Genomic DNA, 21,053 nt, shown 5'->3' on the forward strand with positions numbered 1-21,053 from the left:
CGCAAATGCAAGCTAATCCACTACTGACAGCGACAGACAAAACTGCTGCGGCCACTAAAACGAGCAGAAACAACTCGTCTGGAAATACCGAAAACAGCTTCAATCAAATGCTGAATAAAGAAATCTCAGGATCAAAAAGGCCAGAGATGGAAGCGCCGCGCCTTGCCAGTGCCAACAGCGCTAACAAGCCTCCCCAGGCCAACAAGAACAACAATAATGCGACAAATAACAACACCAACAATAACGTTAACAACAACGGCAACGCCAATAACCAGGCCAATGCTGGCAATAAGCTGGCGAAGAATGACGATAATGTACCTGCCAATGCCGGTGCAGTAAAAACAGACGCGGCAAGTACTGATGGCTCAGTCAGCAAAGAAGACGAGACTGATGTCAAAAAAGAAGATGAACTCAGCATCAGCGAACAAATTCTGGCCTTGGTAGGCAACCTCAACCCTGCACCTGTAGCTGCAGATATAGCCAAAAAGCCCGTTGCCAGCGATGTTGATACCGGTAAGAAAGATAGTCTTGCAGCCATAGCCAGCGCAGACTCAGCGGCAACAGCAAGCGATCTGATCGACAGTAATACGGTCGCTAACCTGACAAAGTCAGGCGCAGAAAATCGGGATTTGGCTGCTACCCAGCTTGATGGCAAGTCAACGGGCAAGGAACAAATCAAGCCTGAAGACCCTGTCGGCAAAGCTGATGTGGCAGCAATTGCCGCGCAAATGATTGCCAGCAAGGCTGATGGCAAAACTACAGCCAGACTCGCAGAGAATGGTCAAAATGCGGTAGCTTCACCTCTTGATAAAGAGGCTGGCAAATTGACGGATGCCATTAACCGCGCGGCTGAACTCACCTCTCCCGCACTGAAAGATGCACAAACAAGCAAAGGGGCAACTACAGTCAGCGCAGACACGCCTTCCGAAACAACTGTTAGTGATACCAAGATCAGCGAACTGAGTTTGGCTAAAGCCACCAACGACAAGACCGGGGATGCCCGCAATGTAGTAAGTGCGGCGGACACACCAAAATCGTTTGCCACTGATATTGCGCAGGCAAAAGATGCAATGGCAGAACGTATATCTGAAGTCAAAACGGGTGCAACTGCCAAAGACAGCCAGCAAGTCATGGCACCACCTGCGATGGCAGCCAATGCGGTCAGTAGTACGCAATTCAATGCCGCAGTGCTGGCGGCAGAGCAAATTGCACCACGTGTAGGCAGCAATGGCTGGGATAAAGCAGTAGGCCAAAAAGTTGTCTGGATGGTGGGTGAAGGCTTGCAATCGGCAGAGCTGACATTGAACCCGCCGGACCTCGGCCCCTTGCAGGTCGTGCTGAAGGTCAGTAATGAACAAGCCAGCGCCAGTTTCTCTTCCGCCCAGCCAGAAGTCAGGGAAGCACTGGAAGCGGCCTTGCCGCGCTTAAAACAAATGCTCAGCGATGCGGGTGTACAGTTGACAGGTTTCTCTGTTAATTCACAGGCTGCAGGCCAGGGACAAAATTTCGCACAACAACAGCCACGCAGTCTGGGCTCAACAAGAACTGGCGTTGACTTACCAGACAATACGATCAGTGCAACAAGCACAGCGCCGGCCAGGATACAGACAAATAACGGCTTGGTGGATACCTTTGCCTGAGTCTTTTGGCATGACTACCATTTCTTGAGCTGACACCTTGCAATGTGTCGCCGGATTTGCACACCGGCCCATTGTTGCAGCCCTTATTTCACTCTCTGACACAAAAGTATTGCTCATACGCAGCAAGATCAGCTTCTACTCTCTGGAAAAAAACTTGTACATACATGTAGAATGGTCATGAGCAGGCTGATCCAGGCAATGAAGTGAGTTCACTCATTTGCAAACATCAGAGATAAGCTGAAATACGCCCTCTTTTCTCGGATCTTAAATGCCTGCCATCAAGCATAATACGTAAAAATCATGGCATTTATTGCCTACAGAGAGGAAAACCATGGCGAAAGCACCAGCCAAAGCAGCGGAAGCAAGTGATGCTCCAGCAGGAAAGTCGAAAAAAAAGCTCCTGATCATCATCGCCGCGGTTGTCGTCTTACTGGTCGCAGCAGGTGGCGGCGCAGCTTTTTTTCTGACTAAAAAAGCCCCGGCCAACAAAGAAAAAGAACATAAGGCAGAACCAGCCAAAGCCCCGGTATTTCTTGCTCTCGAACCATTTACAGTCAATCTGCAATCAAGCGATGGCGACAAATACCTGCAAATCAGCATGACACTGCAAGTGCAGGATGAAGAACAGGTCAATCTGATCAAGGAAAATATGCCACAAGTGCGCAGCCGCTTATTGCTCCTGCTGTCAAGCAAGGATGCGTCTGAAATTTTATCGTCCGAAGGCAAGGAAAAACTGGTTAATGACATTATCGAAAAAGTTGCCCAGCCTTTTACCGCCAAGGGAGAGCCACAAAAAGTCAGTGGTGTTTTCTTTACGTCTTTTGTAGTCCAATAAAATCATGTCAGATAATTTTCTCTCCCAGGAAGAAGTTGATGCCCTTTTGAAGGGCGTCACGGGAGATCAGGACGACTCGCAATCCCTGGAGGATACCTCAGGTGTCCGGCCCTACAATCTTGCCACGCAAGAGCGTATCGTCCGCGGCCGTATGCCAACGCTGGAAATTATCAATGAACGTTTTGCCCGCTTGTTGCGCATAGGTTTGTTCAATTTTCTGCGCCGCAGTGCAGAGGTCTCCGTCGGTACCGTCAGGGTATCAAAGTACAGTGAATTCATCCGTAACCTGGTGGTGCCGACGAACCTGAATCTGGTGCACATGAAGCCCTTGCGAGGCACTTCCCTGATCGTGCTTGATCCTGGTCTGGTGTTTTTGTTGGTGGATAATCTGTTTGGTGGTGATGGCCGCTTCCACACCCGTGTTGAAGGCCGCGATTTTACCCAGACTGAGCAACGTATCATTCACCGCATCCTGGAAATCATTTTTGAAACCTATTCCAAATCCTGGGAACCTGTCTATCCCATAGAATTTGAATATATACGCTCAGAAATGAATACCCAGTTTGCCAATATTGCGACTCCGAATGAAGTTGTGGTATCCACCACCTTCACAATAGAACTGGGGCCAGTCAGTGGTGAAATGCATTTATGCATGCCATATTCCACCATAGAGCCCATACGCGACATTCTGACCAGTAGCCTGCAAGGCGAAACCCTGGAGGTGGATAAACGCTGGGTACGTCTGATGACGCAACAGATACAGATAGCAGAAGTTGAAATAGTTGCAGATCTGGGCACCACGCGCGTCACTCTGGGCGATATACTGAATATGAAGGAAGGCGATATCATTCCGCTTTCAGTACCAGAAATTATTTCAGCAAAAGTCGATGGCACTCCAGTCATGGAGTGTAAATACGGCGTGTTTAACGGGCAATATGCCTTGCGTGTGGAGAAGTTGATCAGCTCCAGCGTACAGGAAGTAGCACAAGGAGAAAATCATGGATGACAACGGCGATTCACCCATCAGTGAAGATGATTGGGGCGCTGCAATTGCAGAGCAGGAAAGAGCAGAAGCTGCGGCAGCCGAAAAGGCTGAAGCACCACCGGCCAGTGCTGCCATTTTTAAAGAGTTCAGCGGCAAGAGCAGTAACGCACCTGAAACCCATAATGACATCGACTTTATTCTGGATATCCCGGTTCAACTGACGGTAGAGTTGGGCAGAACCAAGATTGCCATCAAAAACCTGCTGCAACTGGCGCAGGGTTCTGTCGTAGAGCTTGATGGTCTGGCGGGTGAGCCTATGGATGTGCTGGTCAATGGCTGCCTGATTGCCCAGGGTGAGGTAGTTGTAGTCAACGATAAGTTTGGTATTCGCCTGACCGATATCGTGACGCCTGCAGAACGCATACGCAAGCTCAACAAATGAGGACTACTTCAGTTTATTTTGCGGCGGTAACACTGGCAGCATTGGCAAGCCTGAGCAATACTGTATTCGCTGCCGAGAATGCGCCTGTTTCAACTGGTGGCGGCGTTATACAAATTGCCACAGCATTACTCCTGGTACTGGGCCTGGTTGTCATGGCCGCCTGGCTGATGCGTCGCCTGGGGCCCATGATGAGCGTGGGAAATAAGATCCCCGTCAAGATCATTGGTGGCATCAATGTTGGTAACCGCGAACGGGTAATGGTAGTCGAGATTGCAGATCAATGGCTGGTCCTTGGCGTCACTGCCAGCAATATCAACACGCTAGCCAGCATGCCCAAACAGGAAGAACTGCTGAATCAGTCAGCGCAAACAACTGCCAATGATCCTTTTTCTGCATGGCTCAGGCGCACACTGGAAAAACGGACTACCGAACGATCTGCAGAGCAGTCTGAGAACAGGTAATTACATCGCATGAAAACTTTGCGCGCTCATCTGCCGCTCATCTGGCTGGCACTTTTGCTGTGCGGACTTGCTCTGCCAGAAGCCGCCGTGGCACAGGTCAATGGTGGCCTGCAAGCAATCACCAGCACGCCCGCACCTGGTGGCGGGCAAAACTATTCACTCAGCATACAGACGCTGCTATTCCTGACGGCACTCAGCTTTTTGCCGGCGGCCTTGCTGATGATGACCAGTTTTACCCGCATCATCATCGTCTTGTCTTTACTCAGGCAAGCGCTGGGTACCCAGTCTGCGCCACCGAATCAGGTGATGGTGGGCTTATCCTTGTTCCTGACTCTGTTCGTCATGGGACCGGTGTTTGACAAAATCTATGCTGAAGCTTATCAGCCATTTACTGAAAACAAGATCACCATGCAGGTTGCCCTGGATAAGGGAGCAACCCCGCTGAAACAATTCATGATGAAGCAAACCAGGCAGACTGACCTTGCCCTGTATGTGAAATTATCCAATACTCCCGAGCTGCAAGGGCCGGAAGACGTGCCTTTGCGAATTTTAATCCCCGCCTTTATTACCAGTGAACTGAAAACTGCTTTTCAAATCAGTTTTGCCATCTTCATCCCCTTCCTCATCATCGACATGGTGGTTGCCAGTGTGCTGATGTCCATGGGTATGATGATGGTTTCACCTGCCATCGTATCGCTACCTTTCAAGCTCATGCTCTTTGTGCTTGTTGATGGCTGGCAGTTGTTGATAGGTTCACTCGCACAAAGTTTTTACTGAGGTTCACCATGACACCCGATAGCGTAATGACATTAGGCCGCCAGGCTATGGAAGTCACCTTAATGGTGTCTGCCCCCTTGCTACTGGTGGCGCTGGGCATAGGTCTGATCGTCAGTATTTTCCAGGCAGCCACGCAAATCAATGAAACCACCCTGTCTTTTATTCCCAAGCTGATAGGTATCTTTGTCACGCTCATTATTTCAGGACCCTGGATGCTTTCCATCCTGATGGATTACATGCGCCAAATGTTTTCCAGCATCGCCACCATGGCAGCCTGATTTGCGTACCATCGCAATTCCATGATCTCTTTTTCCAGCAATGAACTGATTGCACTGATTAATTCCTTTATCTGGCCTCTGACCAGGATACTGGGGTTGATTGCGGTTGCCCCGCCGTTTGGCAATAACACTGTCCCGGTTCAAATCAAGATCTCGCTGGGTGTGGTTTTATCGCTGATCGTCGCCCCTACCCTGCCAGCCATTTCTAATCTTGATCCAGTTTCACTGAATGGTATTTTGGTACTCGCGCAGCAGCTCATCATAGGATTTGCAATGGGCTTTGTCATGCGCATCGTCTTTTCTGCCATAGAGATGGCTGGTGAGGTTTCTGGCTTGACCATGGGGCTGGGCTTTGCGACCTTTTTTGATCCACAGACCCAGGGACGATCGTCAGCGATTGCGCAATTTCTGGTGTTGACATCGACTTTGTTAATGCTGACGCTGAATGTGCATCTCTCCATGCTGGCGGCGTTGGTTGAGAGCTTTCATACCATGCCTATTGCAACCACCTATCAATCTGGTCTCAATTATCAAAAGCTGGCAATCTGGGGGGAGCAAATTTTTAGCGTGGGCATGCATCTCTCGCTACCCATTGTTGCTGCCCTGCTGGTGACCAACGTCGCCCTCGGCATATTGACGCGCGCTGCGCCTCAATTGAATTTGTTTGGTATAGGCTTTCCTATCACCATAGGTGTAGGTTTTTTGATGGTCGCCCTGATCATGCCTTATCTGCTCCTGCCACTGCAAAACCTGTTCCAGAGCGGCCTGGAAATGATACAGTCCTTAGGCCAGAGTACGCCGCTCCCGATAAAGAGGTAAATCATGTCATGCGGGGTATTTACCGGCGACGCCAGACTATATAACGTAGAACAGATACGTGAAATCGAGGCCCGTGCACTCGCACATCAGGGCGAGGGCCAGGGCGAGATCACGCTCATGCAAAAAGCCGGGCTGGTGACGGCAGAACTGGCAGAAAAAATTTGCGTGAACAAGCAATATCCCATATTGATACTGGCAGGACCGGGCAATAACGGGGGAGATGCTTATGAGGCCGGATATCACTTATCCAGACAGGGCTTTAGAGTTGTTTGTCTCATGTGCGGAGCATTTGAGAAATACTCTCCAGATGCGCAGGCTGCGCTGCAAAGAGCGCGGGGCTTGGGACTGGAGTTTGCTGAGGTTCGCACATTACACGATACGCCGTCACAAAACTGGGGGCTGATTATTGACGGTTTATTCGGCATAGGTCTGAAACGGGCACCGGAAGCTGACATTGCAAGGCTGATCAACTTCATCAACCAACTCGCGTCTGAAAAGACTATCCCGGTACTAGCGATTGATGTCCCCAGTGGTTTGAATGCCGATACCGGGCAGCCAGTGAGTCAAGACAGCGTGCTTATTCAGGCCAGCCATACTATTACTTTTATTGCCAACAAACCTGGCTTGCATACAGGATCAGGCAAAGACTATGCGGGTCATGTCATTGTCAATCAACTCAATATTTCTGAAGATTTTTTTCCTGCATGCCGTAGCTATCTGAATGAACGTACGTCCCTGCTGCAAATTCTAAAGCCTCGCAAACAAAACAGTCACAAAGGCAGTTTTGGTGATGTCGTCGTACTTGGCGGTGCAAGGAGCATGGCCGGTGCTGCCATCCTTGCGTCCAGGGCTGCACAGTATGCAGGTGCCGGGAGGATTTACTGCAGCATACTGGCAGAAGCACCCGCTTACGATAGTCTGCACCCAGAAATCATGTTCCGCCATGCTGGGGACATCAGTCTGGAAGAGGCAACTGTGGTCGTAGGCCCAGGGCTGGGCACGTCAAATGCTGCACATACCTTACTCAGCAGTGCCATTCAAAGCGCGCAAGCACTGGTCATTGATGCAGACGCCTTGAACCTGATTGCTGCAGACAGCAAATTGCAGGCCTTATTACGCGATAGAAATACTCCATGCATCCTCACGCCACATCCACTGGAAGCAGCGAGATTGCTGAACAGGAGCGTCGCTGAGATACAGAATAATCGCCTGTCTGCCTCACAAGAGCTGGCAAGCCGATTCAATGCAGTAGTGATACTCAAGGGCTCCGGCAGTATTATTTGCGGCCCTGATGGCAAGCTGTTTACCAATACGACTGGCAACCCTGCCCTGGCCAGTGGTGGCACTGGTGATGTACTGGCAGGTTTGGCAGGTGCCTTACTGGCACAGCTTGGCAATAGCGTGGATACAGCAAGAATGGCTACCTGGGTGCACGGTCATGCAGCCGATGAACTGGTAAAAAATGGAACTGGGCCTATAGGCTTGACGGCCAGCGAGTTATTGCCAGAGATTAGGCTTCATATCAATCAATTAGCTTATCACGCTGCAACCTAAAATTATCCACCATTTCCCTACTGGATCAGGAATCAGTCAACCAGGCTATTAATCTGTTCCGGTATCAGTTTGCCCACTTCAGAGCGGGCATCACAGGCAATACCAGATTGCGCCAAGGCAGCGGACAATTTTTCTATCTGCTCTTGCTGTGCAGCAGCATGATCAATCAACTTGTGCAAGACTTTGGAAATCGGGTCGTCACTGTTTTGAGTCACGCCATAAGCGGTGAACAAATGTGCAGTTTCTGAATCTGCCGAGGCGACTTCTCTTTTGATGACATGAGCAGGGTTACCCACAGCAGTACCACCAGCAGGCACAGGTTTGAGCACTACGGAGTTAGACCCTATCTTGGCACCTGCTCCAATAGTAAAACCACCCAGCACTTTGGCACCGGCACCGACGATAACGCCTGCCTCCAGCGTAGGATGACGTTTTGCGCCACGCGACAAGGATGTACCGCCCAGAGTCACACCCTGATAAATAGTACAGTCATCACCGATTTCTGCCGTTTCACCAATGACCACACCAAAACCATGGTCAATGAATACCCTGCGGCCTATGGTCGCACCAGGGTGGATTTCTATACCTGTCAATACACGAGCAATATGAGAGATGAAACGACCCAGCCATTTCAGGCCACGCTTCCAGCACCATTGTGCCCAGCCATGCATGAGTATGGCCTGAAAGCCAGGATAACAAGTGATCACCTCCCAGGCATTACGAGCGGCAGGATCTTTCTTGATAATACTGGCTATATCTTCTCTCAGGCGGTCAAACATGGAATTTATATGGTTATGACGGAGGGGAATAAGATAGTAGCGTATTTCTGAAAAAGCTGCGTCCGCTACCTAAATCAATGGGCACCAGACGTACAGGTTTACAGAAACTATGGCTTACAGACGCTGACGGCGGGCTTCGTACAGACAAACACCTGAAGCCACGGAGACATTCAGGCTTTCTACAGAACCGAACATGGGGACACTGACCAGCATATCGCAGGTTTCGCGCGTCAGGCGGCGCATGCCCTCACCTTCAGAACCCATGACGATGGCGCAACCAACCTTGAAATCGACATCGTAGATATTTTTTTCGACTTCATCTGAGGTACCAACCAGCCAGATATCACGGTCTTTCAATTCACGCAGGGTGCGTGCCAGATTAGTGACGGTAATGTACGGCACTGTTTCAGCAGCGCCGCTGGCAACCTTGGCTGCAGTGGCATTCAAGCCCACCGCCCTGTCCTTGGGAGCGATAACTGCATGCGCACCCGCGCCGTCAGCCACGCGCAGGCAGGCACCCAGGTTATGTGGGTCCGTGATGCCATCCAGCACCAGCAACAATGGTGGCCCATCAATCGCGTCAAGCAATTCATCGAGGTTACGTGCCAGTGACAATTCACTGGCCTTCGCTACTACGCCTTGATGGCGGCGTGTACCGACGATATTGCTGAGGCGCTGATCATCTGCCGGGATGATGCGCACACCAGCAGATTTTGCTGCTTGCAAGAGGTCTTTCATACGACCATCAACGCGAGAAGAATCTACATAGATTTCTTCGACGGAAGAGGCTTCATGGCGGATCCGGGAGGTCACCGCATGGAAACCAAAAATCATTTTACTTTTCATTTCATTCTTTTCTTTACATGCATTTCTTTGAGGTACTTTGAGGTACTAACGTCTTTTCTTCGCTGACTTACCGGCGGCGGCTGGTGCTTTTTTCTTTGCACTTGCAGCAACAGGTGAAGATTTCTGGCGACGCCCACCAGAAAAACTTTCTTCTTTTACTTTTTTGGCTGGAGCAGCTTTACCGCCTCTGCCATAATTTGCCACGGCTTTTTCTTCAGGTACCAGCAAGGCTTTCTTGGCACTGGCAGCGCCTTTGCGATTTTTTTCATTCGTTGCTGTGCCTCGTGTATCCACCAGCCCAGCTGAGCGTGGTGATACAGGCTGGACTATGGCCAAGTCTATCTTGCGCGCATCCAGATCAACCCGGCTGACTTGCACCGTGACTTTGTCTGTCAACTGATAGCGTTTGCCGGTACGTTCGCCGCGCAACTCATGGCGCGCCTCGTCATACTGAAAGTAATCAGCACCCAGTTCAGTGACATGTACCAGACCTTCGATAAAAATTTCATCCAGCTGAACAAAGATACCAAACTGTGTCACCCCGGTGATCATGCCGGTGAATTCTTCACCAACCTTGTTGCGTATGAAATAGCACTTGAGCCAGGCTTCGACGTCACGTGAAGCTTCATCAGCACGGCGTTCATTGGCAGAACAGTGGACACCTAACGCATCCCAGATAGTCTGTTCTTTTTCTTCCTTCTTCTTGCCGGCTGCCTTGTCAGCAATTTGCTGTTTTCTGGTGGCATTCGATACAGAAGTATTCAACAGCGTCAGGTCTATACCCTTGGGTTCATATTTACGACCCTGCAAAATCGCCTTGATCGCCCTGTGCGTCAACAAGTCAGGGTAACGGCGTATCGGGCTGGTGAAATGGGCATAAGCATCATAAGACAAACCAAAATGGCCGATATTGTCCGGGCTGTAAACCGCTTGCTGCATGGAGCGCAGCAACATGGTTTGCAAAAGCGTTGCGTCTGGCCTGCCTTTGACTTTTTTCATCAACTCGGCATAGTCCGATGCTGCCGGCTTGTCGCCACCACCAAGGAACAGACCAACTTGCTTCAGGAAATTTCTGACCTGGGTCAGTTTCTCTTTGGTCGGCCCGGCATGGATACGATAAGTGCCTGGATGTTTGTAAGTTTCCAGCAAATTCGCGGCGCAGACATTGGCTGCCAGCATGCATTCTTCAATCAGCTTGTGCGCATCATTACGCGTGCGTGGCAATATCTTTTCTATCTTGCCAGATGGATTGCAAACGATATAGGTCTCAGTCGTTTCAAAGTCGATAGCACCACGCACCTGACGGGCTTTCAATAAAGACTGGAAGACTTCATACAGATGCAAGAGATGCGGTACCAGGGTCAAGCGTTTGGCTGCTTCCGGACCTTTGGTATTACCAAGTATAGCTGCCACTTCAGTGTAGGTAAAGCGCGCGGCAGAATGGATGACCGCCGGATAAAACTGGTAAGCCGTGACTTCACCGTCTTGCGTAATCACCATATCGCACACCAGCGTCAAACGATCGACATCAGGATTAAGCGAGCACAGGCCATTCGACAGGCGCTCTGGCAACATCGGTATAACCCTGCGCGGGAAATACACCGACGTACTGCGCAACAGCGCCTCTTCATCAAGCACATCATTTGGATTGACGTAGTGACTCACATCGGCTATGGCGACGATCAGCCTGTGACCTTTGCTGCGGCCTATCTTGACTGGCTCACAGTACACTGCATCATCAAAATCGCGAGCGTCTTCGCCATCGATAGTCACCAATGGAATGTCACGCAGATCCACGCGGTCTGTGAGATCACTGTCCCTGACTTCTGACGGCAATTTGGCAGCGGCTTTTTTTACCGCTTCAGAAAACTCATGTGGTACACCAAATTTGCGGACGGCAATTTCGATTTCCATACCAGGATCATCGACATCACCCAGTATTTCAACGATCTTGCCAACTGGCTGTGCGTAACGGGTCGGTTGCTCAGTCAACTCGACGCTGACGACCTGACCAGCCTTGGCTTTGCCTGGTGCGCCAGTCAATAAAATATCCTGACTGAAGCGCTTGTCTTCAGGCGCGACTATCCAGACGCCATTTTCATTGAGGAGGCGGCCTATAACATGAGTATTGGCTCTGTCGAGTATCTCAAGTATGCCCCCTTCAAGGCGGCCACGCCTGTCTGTGCCAACAACACGCGCCATGACGCGGTCACCATGCAAGACTTTTTGCATTTCGCGCTCAGGCAAAAACAGGTCTTCACTGCCATCATCCGGGATCAGAAAACCATAGCCTTCGCGATGACTGCTGACTTTGCCGCTGATGAAATTGTCTTGATTGGCGATGGAATAATTTCCACCTTTATCTACTTTGACTTGCCCATCTCTTTCCATCGCGTTTAATCGTCGTGTCATGCCATCTAACTCCTCAGGTTTTACTGACAATGCATCTGCTATTGCAGTCGCAGTCATTTTTGCCGTGTTAGTACGTAGAACACCCAGTATCTCTTCGCGACTGGGGATGGGGTATAAATGCTTGTTCAAATTTTGTATTTTTTCTTAAAAAAGTTAATTTGGGTCACGCCAAAATCTTATCAGGCCATAGTTTACTGTAGCAAACCTCTTTCGCCTAACAATTCTTGTATCCGCAAGGTGACTCACCTTGACAAATGCTTCAATTAATCTATAATGTTGTTCTCCGTTGCCCACGTGGCGGAATTGGTAGACGCGCATGGTTCAGGTCCATGTGCCTTCGGGTGTGGGGGTTCGAGTCCCTCCGTGGGCACCAAAATTTGAGAGCCCGCTGATGAAAATCAGCGGGCTTTTTCAATTCCACTTCGAATTTTACATTCGGCACATTCCACACATTCAGTTTTGCAAGTATAAGCAAGAAATCCATCAGCCCTGCATTTCCCACCCAAGCTGCCGACGATTTTCTACCTTCCTGCATCATAATGCAAAAATTCCTCCGAAATATTTCCCCAAGGCCAGTCAAATACTCTATAATTACGCCTTCCGTTGCCCACGTGGCGGAATTGGTAGACGCGCATGGTTCAGGTCCATGTGTCTTCGGATGTGGGGGTTCGAGTCCCTCCGTGGGCACCACAAATTTGAGAGCCCGCTGATGAAAATCAGCGGGCTTTTTCAATTCCATATTTACCTCTTTTGCCTCATTTGTTTTTGTCATTAGCGCAAGCTGAGTCATATCTACATTATTCAAATCAAACGAAGTCTGGCGGGAGCAAACAAGCCCCCATCCATCCGTGGAGCACAAGACACACATCAAAATAAAGCACCAGATAATCGCATAGTGTCGCCATCAAAAAAAACGGAAGCAAATTGCTTCCGTTTTCATGACTGCCAATTAAGCTGCGCCCTTTTTCAACCAGGCATTCAACTGATGAGGCCTGATACTGTCATACTCTTCAAAAGGCTGATGTATCCATGGATTGTTCGCCAGATAGTCCAGATAATAATCCGGCGCCACTGATGAACATGCCTTGTACCAGATCACGGCTGATTTTACTTCTGTTACAGCCGGGAAATTCTCGCGCAAATGCACGAGCACTTTTTCCAGGGTAACGCCGGAATCGACCAGATCATCGACGACCAAAACTTTACCCTGCAACGCACCCTTGGTCATGGAAATATACTTTCCTATATCCAGAGTGCCCTGCACTGTGCCTGACTCTTCACGATAAGAACTGGTAGATAGAATTGCCAGAGGCACGTCAAATATCCTGGAGAAAATATCACCAGGACGCAAGCCACCACGGGCGAGACACAGGACTTGATCAAACTTCCAGCCAGACTCATGCACTTTCAATGCAAGCTGCTCGATGGAACGATGATAGGCTTCCCAGGAAACCCATAAGTCCTTGTCTGTAGATGCAGGCATATTCATATTTTTATTTTTCCTTCTTAAATAAACGGGTGCCTTAACACGATGGTTTCTTCGCGATCTGGTCCGGTAGAGACCATATCGACAGGAACACCAACCAGCTCCTGAATACGCATGATGTAATTGCGGGCATTGACTGGCAGAGCATCCATGCTTTGCGCGCCAACTGTCGTTTCAGACCAACCCGGCATTTCCTCATAAATGGCTTCGCAGCGTGCCGCTTCTTCAGCGCCAACTGGGAAGATATCAACGACTTTGCCATCGATTTTGTAACCAGTACACAGCTTCAATGTTTCCAGACCATCCAGCACGTCCAGCTTGGTCAAGCACATGCCAGACACGCCATTAATTTGCACGGAACGCTTCAACAGAGCTGCATCGAACCAGCCGCAACGACGGGCACGGCCAGTCACCGTACCAAATTCATGGCCAACGCTGGCCAGGTGCTTACCTACGCCGGCATCAGTTGGCAATTCAGACGGGAATGGGCCAGAACCTACACGTGTCGTGTAAGCCTTGGTGATACCCAGGATGTAATGCAACATGTTAGGACCAACGCCAGAACCTGCCGCTGCATTGCCAGCCACGCAATTGCTGGAGGTAACAAAGGGGTAAGTTCCATGATCGACGTCCAGCAAACTGCCTTGCGCACCTTCAAACAACAGGCTGGCACCGGCTTTATGCGCCGCATACAAGGCGCTTGATACGTCTGCCACCATAGGGCGGATACGCGGCACATTGGCCAGGGTATCATCCAGTGTTTTTTGGAACTCAACTGCAGGCGCCTTGAGATAATTGGTCAACACAAAATTGTGGTAATCCAGATTTTCACGCAGTTTCTCAGCAAAGCGTTCTTCATTAAGCAAATCAGCTACACGGATTGCGCGGCGGGCAACCTTGTCTTCATAGGCTGGGCCTATGCCCTTGCCAGTCGTGCCAATTTTGGCGGCACCACGGGCAATTTCACGCGCCGCATCAAGTGCAGTGTGATACGGCAAAATGACCGGGCAAGCTTCTGAAATCTTGAGACGGGAAGCAACTTCAACGCCATTTGCCTGCAGCTTGTCGATTTCGCGCAAGAGGTCAGGTACAGACAAAACCACACCGTTACCGATGTAGCAAGCCGTTCCAGCGCGCATAATGCCGGAAGGTATCAGTTGCAAGGCCGTTTTTTGGCCACCGATTACCAGTGTATGACCAGCATTATGGCCACCTTGAAAACGGACAACGCCCTGGGCGTGATCCGTCAACCAATCGACGATTTTTCCCTTGCCTTCATCGCCCCACTGGGTGCCGATTACGACTACGTTTTTTGCAATTTTAGTTTGTGTCATCACTCAACCTACATTTTGAAGAATCCATTTACCCGCATCGAAAGTGAGTGCGCGATTGCAATCAAATTCGTCTTGTTCGTTCTCGTGCCCTGGCAGGCTTTGAATCACAATTTCGCCCTCGCCACGCAGCTCTGCGATCTTTGCCCGCAATGCCGGGTCACTACCCCAGGGAGCACGGATCGCATCCTTTCTCTCTGCGGATGGAAGCAGACGCGCCAGTTCACGCAAATCCAAGGAAAATCCAGTGGCAGGGCGTGAGCGACCAAAAGCTTCACCCACATGATCGTAACGACCACCACGCGCCACCGCATTTGGCAAACCAGGCACAAATACGTTAAACATTACCCCACTATGATAGTGGTAGCCACGCAAATCAGCGAGGTCTATCGTGACATGGGCTGCACCTGTCAAACGCACCAGATGCTCAAGTTCATCCAGCGCTGTTTGCACACCCTCAAGTGCGGGCAATACTGCACGTGCTTTTTTTATAATGGAAATATCGCCATATAAAACTGGCAAAGCCATTAATGCGGCACGCACTTCGGGCGAAAAATTTTGGCTGAGCTTGTCTATGCTAGGCAAGTCTTTGGACTCAAGCAAGGCATACAGGGTATTTTCTTCTGCCTTGGCCAGCGGATCGGCAGCCAATAAGGCGCGCAAAACCCCGACGTGACACATATCGAGCCGCACATCTTTGACATGCGCCAGGGCCAGGCAAGCCAATACCAGCTCTTGAATTTCAGCATCGGCTTCCAGGCCTGCATGACCATAAATTTCTGCGCCGATTTGCAAAGGCTCGCGCGTGGCGTGCAGACCAGACGGCTTGGTATGCAGGACACTGCCCGCATAGCAAAGACGGGTAACGGTGCGGCGGTTTAACAGATGCGCATCAATGCGGGCAACTTGCGTGGTCATGTCAGCACGCAGACCCATGGTGCGACCAGAGATTTGATCCACCAGCTTGAAGGTGCGCAAATCCATGTCCTGACCGGCACCAGTCAGCAAGGATTCTATGTATTCCAGCATCGGCGGCATGACCAGCTCGTAGCCATACAGTCTGAAATTGTCCAGGAGAACGCGGCGCAACTCTTCTATCTTGCGTGCTTCGGACGGCAGGATATCAGCGATATTTTCAGGTAAAAGCCAATTCGGCATGAAGAACAATCAAAAAAACAAGAAATTGGTTGAGTCTATCCGACAAACAGCGATCTGCACAAAATTTGTGCAGATCGCTGTCGGTCACTACAATCACTATTTAAAGTGGCGAGTGCTACTTACCCTTTGCAGCAGGAGCATTACCACCCGCAGAAGAAGGGCTCTTAAAATATTTAAAGAACTCAGAGTTTGGATCCACTACTAAGATATCGCTCTTGTTCTTGAATGACGCAGTATACGCCTCCAAGCTGCGATAGAACTTATAAAATTCTGGATTTTGACCAAAAGCCTGCGCATAAATCTGTGAAGCTTCAGCATCACCTGCACCACGTATCTTTTGCGCTTCACGATAAGCTTCAGCCTTGATCACCAACCTCTGCTTGTCTGCATCTGCGCTGATCTCTTCTTTTTCAGCGGCACCGGTAGAACGCAGTCCGTTTGCCTCACGGGTACGCTCGGCCTTCATACGTTCATACACTGAATTATTGATTTGCTCTACGTAATCTACACGCTTGAGGCGCACATCTATAATCTCCACACCTATCTGTTTGGTCTCGTCAGCAACCTTTTTCTTGATGGCGTCCATTACCTTGCCGCGCTGTGTAGATATCACTTCACCAACCTTGCGTTTGGTAATTTCATCATTCAAGGCAGCCTTAATGATTTGCAACATCCTGTTTTGCGCCCTGCGCTCTTCACCATTGAAGCTGACGAAATACAGACGTGGGTCTTTGATACGCCATTTCACGTACGAATCAACCAGGATGTTTTTCTTTTCCGAAGTGACAAAACGATCACCTGTATTCGTATCGATAGTCAGGATACGCTTGTCCAGCAACAAGACATTCTGGAAAGGCGGTGGCAACTTGAAGTGCAAGCCAGGCTCACTGATGACAGACTTGACTTCACCCAAAGCGAAGACAATCGCATGCGACCGCTGATCAACAACAAAAATAGTTAAATAAGCAATTAAAATTGCACCACAAACAGCAATAAGGAAAGTAGCTAACTTATTCATTATCTGCCCTCCCTTTCACGAGTATCACGGTTATCTTTTGATCTTCCATCCTTGCCATAACGCATTTCCACAGTAGGTATCTGATCCGCTGCGGGAATGGTTACCTGAGCAGGAGCCGCTGGCGCAACTTTCGCCGCCTGGTCACCCTGCATTTTATCCAAAGGCAGATAAATCACATTATTACCAGTCTTGGTATCCATCATCACTTTGCTGGTATTGGTAAATATTTGCTGCATGGTTTCCAGGTACATCCTGTCTCTGGTAATAGCAGGCGCTTTTTGATACTCGACCAGCACTTGCTGAAAGCGAGAAGCATTACCTTGGGCATTGGCAACAATACTTCCCTTGTATGCTTCTGCCTCTTGTATCATGCGCGACGCTTCACCGCGTGCCTTTGGGATAACATCGTTGGCATATGCTATGCCTTCATTTTTCAGACGCTCTTTATCCTGCTTTGCTTTTTGCGCATCTTCAAAAACAGCCTGAACCTGCTCAGGTGCCTGCACGTTTTGCATGGTCACTTGCGCTACCAGCACACCTGAACCATATGCATTCAGGATTTTTTGCATACCTGCACTGACATCAAGTGCTATTTTTTCACGGCCTTCGTACAATACAAAATCCATCGAGCTTTTACCGACGACCTCGCGGACAACAGTTTCTGCGACCTGAAGTATCATCTCTTCCTGATCACGGTTGTTATACAGCCAGTCTGCGGCATTGTTCAAGGTGTATTGAACAGCAAACTGAATATCGACGATGTTTTCATCATCAGTCAACATCAAGGATTCGCGCTCTTTTGAGCCTTTTTTATAGCCTATCTCTACAGTCCTGACTTGCGACAGATTAACTATCTCGTGACCCTGAACAGGGTACGGCCAGCGCCAGTTAAAACCGGCAGAAGTTTGATGACTGAATTTACCAAAGGTAGTGATGACAGCAGTCTGCCCTTCCTGCACGATGAAAAAACCACTGGACAACCATACCAGCGCAATTACGGCAACAATCAGGGATGCACCAACTTTAGCGCCAGATGAGTCTGGTGAAAAATTGCCGCCATTATCACCACCATTTTGCCCGAACAAACGCCCCAGTTTCTGGGTAAAGTCCTTCCATAACTGATCAAGATCAGGTGGGCCTTCAGGTGGTTTTTTGCCATCAGGCTTATTATTATTTTGATTATTGTTTTGCGAACCACGCCCCCATTGCGGATCATTTATGGACATGGTCACACCAATTCTTTTGAGAAATGAAACAAGCATTCTGTCGCTATCCAATGAATAGTGGGTTGGACTACTGAAAATCAAAGCGGGCATCAACCGCCTCTGGCGTTGCCACTTGTACAATACCAGACGTTTTTACCAATGCGAATTCGGCAATAGCTTCGCGCAACAAACCTATACCTGCTCCGGTGCGGGCACTCAAAAAAACCCTCTGGATTTTATCACACTCATCCACCTCGACCGAAGGCTCCAGGCCAGCAAGATCTATCTTATTCCACACGAGTATCTGCGGTATGTGATCCGCGCCGATCTCTTCAAGCACCTGGTTGACTTGTTGTATCTGGTCAAACCTTACAGGACTACTTGCATCCACGACATGCAAGAGCAAATCGGCATGTATGGTTTCTTCCAATGTTGCGCGAAATGCCGCAACGAGTTGATGCGGCAGTTCGCGTATGAAACCAACCGTATCAGAAATAACAATATTACCCGCATCACCAAGGTACAAGCGGCGGGAGGTCGTATCCAGCGTCGCAAATAATTGATTAGCGGCATAAGCACCTGCCTTGGTCATGGTGTTAAAAAGGCTGGACTTGCCTGCATTGGTATAACCGACCAAAGAAACCGACAAGGTATTGCTACGGCCACGTGAGCGTCTCTGGGTTTCCCTTTGCTTATGTAGCTTATCGAGCTTCTGCTTGAGCATTTTGACACGCTCACCCAGCAAGCGGCGATCAGTCTCAAGCTGCGTCTCACCTGGACCACGCAAACCTATACCACCTTTTTGTCTTTCCAGATGTGTCCAGCCACGTATCAAGCGCGTGGCCAGATGTTGCAACTGAGCCAACTCCACCTGAACTTTACCTTCATGGCTTTGGGCGCGTTGAGCAAAAATATCCAGGATCAGGCTGGTACGATCTACCACCCTGACCTTCAGGTGTCGTTCCAGATTCCGTTGTTGCGCCGGAGAGAGTGCATGATTAAAAATGACTATATCCAGCGCAGCATCGGCAACACCATGCGCAATCTCATCCGCCTTGCCGCTGCCGACAAAAAAAGCAGCATCAGGGCTTGATCGTTTGCAAGTGATGGTTGTAACCGGCTCTGCCCCCGCGGACTGCGAAAGCAAAGAGAGTTCTTCCAGGCTGGCGGCAAAGTCATCCTTGCCAAAATCGACGCCGACCAAAGCGGCGCGCATGGACGGCTTCTTTATTTCATTACTCAAAAATTACTCTGCCTCTGGCTCGGTGTTAATGCTGACTGCGCGCGCTGGCACAACGGTAGAAATAGCATGCTTATAAACCATTTGCGTCACAGTATTACGCAGCAAAACCACATACTGGTCGAAAGATTCGATATGGCCCTGCAATTTGATGCCATTGACCAGATAAATTGATACAGGAATATGTTCTTTACGCAAAGCGTTCAGAAATGGGTCTTGTAATAATTGCCCTTTATTGCTCATAACAGCTCCATTGTGTTGTTGTGATTAGGAGTTGGGGACTACTTATCAGAATACAAGTATTCCCAGAAGTTGATTACAAAGTAATGTAATCTATTTTCATCTTAATTGCATATCTCTTGCTTAAATTTCACTGCAAAAGGAGAGCAACCAAGCATTTTCTTACATTTTGATACTTGCCTGCAGGCTTACCTGAACGAGCTTACTTCGATGACTTGTCAAACGGATTCTTGCCAGAACGCATTTCTATTCTCAAAGGAGTGCCAGTCAGCGAGAAAGTCTCACGGAAATGCTTTTCAAGGTAGCGTTTATACACATCGCCCACTGCTTCCAATGCATTGCCATGAATAACAATAATAGGCGGATTTTGTCCACCCTGATGGGCATATCGCAACTTGGGACGTATGGACCCTTTGCGCTTGGGTTGCTGATGCTCCACTGCTTCAATCAGGGCACGCGTCAGTTTAGGCGTGGACAAGTTGACCATCGCCGCAGCATAAGCGGAGTCGATGGATTTCATCAAAGGAGCTATACCTGTCGATTTCAGCGCTGAAATAAAGTGGAATTTGGCAAACGTCAGGAAATTCAGCTTACGCTCAATATCCAACTTGATTTCATCACGCCTGTCGCTTTGCAAACCATCCCATTTATTGACACCTACGACCAGGGCACGGCCAGACTCCAGAATGAACCCGGCGATATGGGCATCCTGCTCTGAAATATCCTGTTGAGCATCCAGCAACAACAAGACTACGTTGGCTTCCGACACCGATTGCAAGGTTTTAACAACAGAGAATTTTTCTATAGCCTCAAACACCTTGCCGCGGCGACGGATACCAGCAGTATCAATCAACGAATAGTGAACACCATCACGCTCGAATGGTATTTCTATGGAATCGCGGGTGGTGCCGGGCATGTCAAAGGCAATCACCCTTTCTTCACCCAGCAGAGTATTCACCAGCGTCGATTTACCAACATTGGGACGGCCAACGATGGCAATCTTGATGCCGCGAACCTGAGACTCAGGCTCTTCAACCTCTTCAGGGCGCTGGGCGAAGGCGATATCAACCATTTCTTCAACCAGGTCTGCCACACCATCACCGTGAGCAGCAGAGATCACGTAGGGGTCACCCATGCCCAGTTCGTAAAAATCTGCAGTGACTGAAGTATATTTCATACCTTCAGCCTTATTTACCACCAGCATCACAGAACGGCCTGATTTGCGCAGGAAATCTGTAATGGTTTTGTCATGAGGGGTCAGGCCCTGGCGGCCATCGACGATAAATACAACGACATCTGCTTCAGCCACAGCCTGCTTGGTCTGTTTGGCCATTTCATGCATGATACCCTCTTTGGCGACAGGCTCAAAACCACCTGTATCAATAACCAGAAAGGGGCGTTCACCGACACGACCTTCGCCGTAATGCCTGTCCCTGGTCAAGCCAGGTAAATCTGCGACCAAAGCGTCGCGTGAACGGGTGAGCCGATTGAACAGCGTGGATTTGCCGACGTTAGGTCGGCCTATAAGTGCGATAACCGGCTTCATT

Annotated in this window: 20 protein-coding genes and 2 tRNA genes; 11 read left to right on the forward strand and 11 right to left on the reverse strand. The window is 49.5% G+C overall.

What is annotated here, in order from left to right:
• The first annotated feature begins 5 nt into the window (after positions 1–5).
• From ACO0LN_RS07980 to ACO0LN_RS08020, 9 genes are all read left to right on the forward strand, one after another.
• On the forward strand, positions 6–1,640 hold the full coding sequence (locus ACO0LN_RS07980) for a flagellar hook-length control protein FliK (RefSeq protein ID WP_422972595.1): 1,635 nt from the start codon (positions 6–8) through the stop codon (positions 1,638–1,640).
• A gap of 331 nt (positions 1,641–1,971) precedes the next feature.
• Positions 1,972–2,475: a flagellar basal body-associated protein FliL gene (gene fliL, locus ACO0LN_RS07985; protein WP_422972597.1), complete on the forward strand. Its 504-nt coding sequence runs from the start codon at positions 1,972–1,974 to the stop codon at positions 2,473–2,475.
• Between the two features lie 4 nt (positions 2,476–2,479).
• Positions 2,480–3,481, forward strand: a complete 1,002-nt coding sequence (gene fliM / locus ACO0LN_RS07990) for a flagellar motor switch protein FliM (RefSeq protein WP_162041090.1) — start codon at positions 2,480–2,482, stop codon at positions 3,479–3,481.
• Positions 3,474–3,902: a flagellar motor switch protein FliN gene (gene fliN, locus ACO0LN_RS07995; protein ID WP_162041089.1), complete on the forward strand. Its 429-nt coding sequence runs from the start codon at positions 3,474–3,476 to the stop codon at positions 3,900–3,902. The genes fliM and fliN overlap by 8 nt, the downstream gene beginning before the upstream one ends.
• Positions 3,899–4,363 carry a flagellar biosynthetic protein FliO gene (gene fliO, locus ACO0LN_RS08000; protein WP_422972599.1) on the forward strand — a complete coding sequence of 155 codons (465 nt, stop codon included), beginning with the start codon at positions 3,899–3,901 and terminating at the stop codon, positions 4,361–4,363. The genes fliN and fliO overlap by 4 nt, the downstream gene beginning before the upstream one ends.
• Before the next feature lie 9 nt (positions 4,364–4,372).
• Entirely contained in the window at positions 4,373–5,140 is a 768-nt protein-coding gene (gene fliP, locus ACO0LN_RS08005; RefSeq protein WP_422972601.1) for a flagellar type III secretion system pore protein FliP, read from the forward strand.
• An 8-nt stretch (positions 5,141–5,148) separates the two neighbouring features.
• Positions 5,149–5,418 carry a flagellar biosynthesis protein FliQ gene (fliQ, locus tag ACO0LN_RS08010; protein ID WP_422972603.1) on the forward strand — a complete coding sequence of 90 codons (270 nt, stop codon included), beginning with the start codon at positions 5,149–5,151 and terminating at the stop codon, positions 5,416–5,418.
• A 21-nt stretch (positions 5,419–5,439) separates the two neighbouring features.
• Positions 5,440–6,237 carry a flagellar biosynthetic protein FliR gene (gene fliR / locus ACO0LN_RS08015; protein ID WP_422972605.1) on the forward strand — a complete coding sequence of 266 codons (798 nt, stop codon included), beginning with the start codon at positions 5,440–5,442 and terminating at the stop codon, positions 6,235–6,237.
• Positions 6,238–6,240: 3 nt separating this feature from the next.
• A complete protein-coding gene (locus ACO0LN_RS08020; RefSeq protein ID WP_422972607.1) occupies positions 6,241–7,791 on the forward strand; it encodes an NAD(P)H-hydrate dehydratase in 1,551 nt (516 codons plus the stop codon).
• Positions 7,792–7,823: 32 nt separating this feature from the next.
• On the opposite strand, the gene cysE is transcribed toward ACO0LN_RS08020, so the two are convergent.
• From cysE to rnr, 3 genes are all read right to left on the reverse strand, one after another.
• Complete coding sequence (gene cysE, locus ACO0LN_RS08025) at positions 7,824–8,570, reverse strand: serine O-acetyltransferase (RefSeq protein WP_422972608.1); 747 nt, start codon at positions 8,568–8,570, stop codon at positions 7,824–7,826.
• Positions 8,571–8,684: 114 nt separating this feature from the next.
• Entirely contained in the window at positions 8,685–9,416 is a 732-nt protein-coding gene (rlmB, locus tag ACO0LN_RS08030; protein ID WP_422972610.1) for a 23S rRNA (guanosine(2251)-2'-O)-methyltransferase RlmB, read from the reverse strand.
• 45 nt (positions 9,417–9,461) lie between these two features.
• The gene (gene rnr, locus ACO0LN_RS08035; RefSeq protein ID WP_422972612.1) at positions 9,462–11,957 is read right to left on the reverse strand and encodes a ribonuclease R; all 2,496 of its coding nucleotides are present in this window, start codon (positions 11,955–11,957) and stop codon (positions 9,462–9,464) included.
• Positions 11,958–12,116: 159 nt separating this feature from the next.
• On the opposite strand from rnr, the gene ACO0LN_RS08040 reads away from it, so the two are divergent.
• Both ACO0LN_RS08040 and ACO0LN_RS08045 read left to right on the forward strand, forming a co-directional pair.
• Positions 12,117–12,201, forward strand: a tRNA-Leu gene (locus tag ACO0LN_RS08040).
• 232 nt (positions 12,202–12,433) lie between these two features.
• Positions 12,434–12,518: transfer RNA gene (locus ACO0LN_RS08045), tRNA-Leu, on the forward strand.
• A gap of 259 nt (positions 12,519–12,777) precedes the next feature.
• Here ACO0LN_RS08045 and ACO0LN_RS08050 read toward each other — a convergent pair.
• The 8 genes from ACO0LN_RS08050 to der form a co-directional block, all read right to left on the reverse strand.
• Positions 12,778–13,311, reverse strand: coding sequence for a phosphoribosyltransferase (locus tag ACO0LN_RS08050; RefSeq protein WP_110254186.1), 534 nt, complete (start codon positions 13,309–13,311; stop codon positions 12,778–12,780).
• Positions 13,312–13,334: 23 nt separating this feature from the next.
• The gene (locus ACO0LN_RS08055) at positions 13,335–14,648 is read right to left on the reverse strand and encodes an adenylosuccinate synthase (RefSeq protein ID WP_110253174.1); all 1,314 of its coding nucleotides are present in this window, start codon (positions 14,646–14,648) and stop codon (positions 13,335–13,337) included.
• 3 nt (positions 14,649–14,651) lie between these two features.
• Positions 14,652–15,803, reverse strand: a complete 1,152-nt coding sequence (locus tag ACO0LN_RS08060; RefSeq protein ID WP_422972614.1) for an ATP phosphoribosyltransferase regulatory subunit — start codon at positions 15,801–15,803, stop codon at positions 14,652–14,654.
• A gap of 115 nt (positions 15,804–15,918) precedes the next feature.
• A complete protein-coding gene (gene hflC / locus ACO0LN_RS08065; RefSeq protein ID WP_422972616.1) occupies positions 15,919–16,821 on the reverse strand; it encodes a protease modulator HflC in 903 nt (300 codons plus the stop codon).
• Positions 16,821–18,083 (reverse strand): FtsH protease activity modulator HflK, encoded by a 1,263-nt coding sequence (gene hflK, locus ACO0LN_RS08070; RefSeq protein ID WP_422972617.1) that lies wholly within the window; start codon positions 18,081–18,083, stop codon positions 16,821–16,823. Before hflK ends, hflC begins: the two co-directional genes overlap by 1 nt.
• Before the next feature lie 31 nt (positions 18,084–18,114).
• Positions 18,115–19,242, reverse strand: coding sequence for a GTPase HflX (gene hflX / locus ACO0LN_RS08075; RefSeq protein ID WP_422973102.1), 1,128 nt, complete (start codon positions 19,240–19,242; stop codon positions 18,115–18,117).
• A 30-nt stretch (positions 19,243–19,272) separates the two neighbouring features.
• The gene (gene hfq / locus ACO0LN_RS08080) at positions 19,273–19,509 is read right to left on the reverse strand and encodes an RNA chaperone Hfq (protein ID WP_162041076.1); all 237 of its coding nucleotides are present in this window, start codon (positions 19,507–19,509) and stop codon (positions 19,273–19,275) included.
• A gap of 199 nt (positions 19,510–19,708) precedes the next feature.
• Positions 19,709–21,052: a ribosome biogenesis GTPase Der gene (der, locus tag ACO0LN_RS08085; protein ID WP_422972619.1), complete on the reverse strand. Its 1,344-nt coding sequence runs from the start codon at positions 21,050–21,052 to the stop codon at positions 19,709–19,711.
• Position 21,053: the final 1 nt, after the last annotated feature.

This window comes from Undibacterium sp. TC9W, assembly GCF_049339865.1.
GTDB lineage: Bacteria > Pseudomonadota > Gammaproteobacteria > Burkholderiales > Burkholderiaceae_D > Undibacterium.

Coding starts and splice junctions, on each gene's coding strand:
- ACO0LN_RS07980 (WP_422972595.1), top strand. CDS start 6: ATGCAAGCTAATCCACTACTGACAGCGACAGACAAAACTGCTGCGGCC.
- fliL (WP_422972597.1), top strand. CDS start 1,972: ATGGCGAAAGCACCAGCCAAAGCAGCGGAAGCAAGTGATGCTCCAGCA.
- fliM (WP_162041090.1), top strand. CDS start 2,480: ATGTCAGATAATTTTCTCTCCCAGGAAGAAGTTGATGCCCTTTTGAAG.
- fliN (WP_162041089.1), top strand. CDS start 3,474: ATGGATGACAACGGCGATTCACCCATCAGTGAAGATGATTGGGGCGCT.
- fliO (WP_422972599.1), top strand. CDS start 3,899: ATGAGGACTACTTCAGTTTATTTTGCGGCGGTAACACTGGCAGCATTG.
- fliP (WP_422972601.1), top strand. CDS start 4,373: ATGAAAACTTTGCGCGCTCATCTGCCGCTCATCTGGCTGGCACTTTTG.
- fliQ (WP_422972603.1), top strand. CDS start 5,149: ATGACACCCGATAGCGTAATGACATTAGGCCGCCAGGCTATGGAAGTC.
- fliR (WP_422972605.1), top strand. CDS start 5,440: ATGATCTCTTTTTCCAGCAATGAACTGATTGCACTGATTAATTCCTTT.
- ACO0LN_RS08020 (WP_422972607.1), top strand. CDS start 6,241: ATGTCATGCGGGGTATTTACCGGCGACGCCAGACTATATAACGTAGAA.
- cysE (WP_422972608.1), bottom strand. CDS start 8,570: ATGTTTGACCGCCTGAGAGAAGATATAGCCAGTATTATCAAGAAAGAT.
- rlmB (WP_422972610.1), bottom strand. CDS start 9,416: ATGAAAAGTAAAATGATTTTTGGTTTCCATGCGGTGACCTCCCGGATC.
- ACO0LN_RS08050 (WP_110254186.1), bottom strand. CDS start 13,311: ATGCCTGCATCTACAGACAAGGACTTATGGGTTTCCTGGGAAGCCTAT.
- ACO0LN_RS08055 (WP_110253174.1), bottom strand. CDS start 14,648: ATGACACAAACTAAAATTGCAAAAAACGTAGTCGTAATCGGCACCCAG.
- ACO0LN_RS08060 (WP_422972614.1), bottom strand. CDS start 15,803: ATGCCGAATTGGCTTTTACCTGAAAATATCGCTGATATCCTGCCGTCC.
- hflC (WP_422972616.1), bottom strand. CDS start 16,821: ATGAATAAGTTAGCTACTTTCCTTATTGCTGTTTGTGGTGCAATTTTA.
- hflK (WP_422972617.1), bottom strand. CDS start 18,083: ATGCTTGTTTCATTTCTCAAAAGAATTGGTGTGACCATGTCCATAAAT.
- hflX (WP_422973102.1), bottom strand. CDS start 19,242: ATGCGCGCCGCTTTGGTCGGCGTCGATTTTGGCAAGGATGACTTTGCC.
- hfq (WP_162041076.1), bottom strand. CDS start 19,509: ATGAGCAATAAAGGGCAATTATTACAAGACCCATTTCTGAACGCTTTG.
- der (WP_422972619.1), bottom strand. CDS start 21,052: ATGAAGCCGGTTATCGCACTTATAGGCCGACCTAACGTCGGCAAATCC.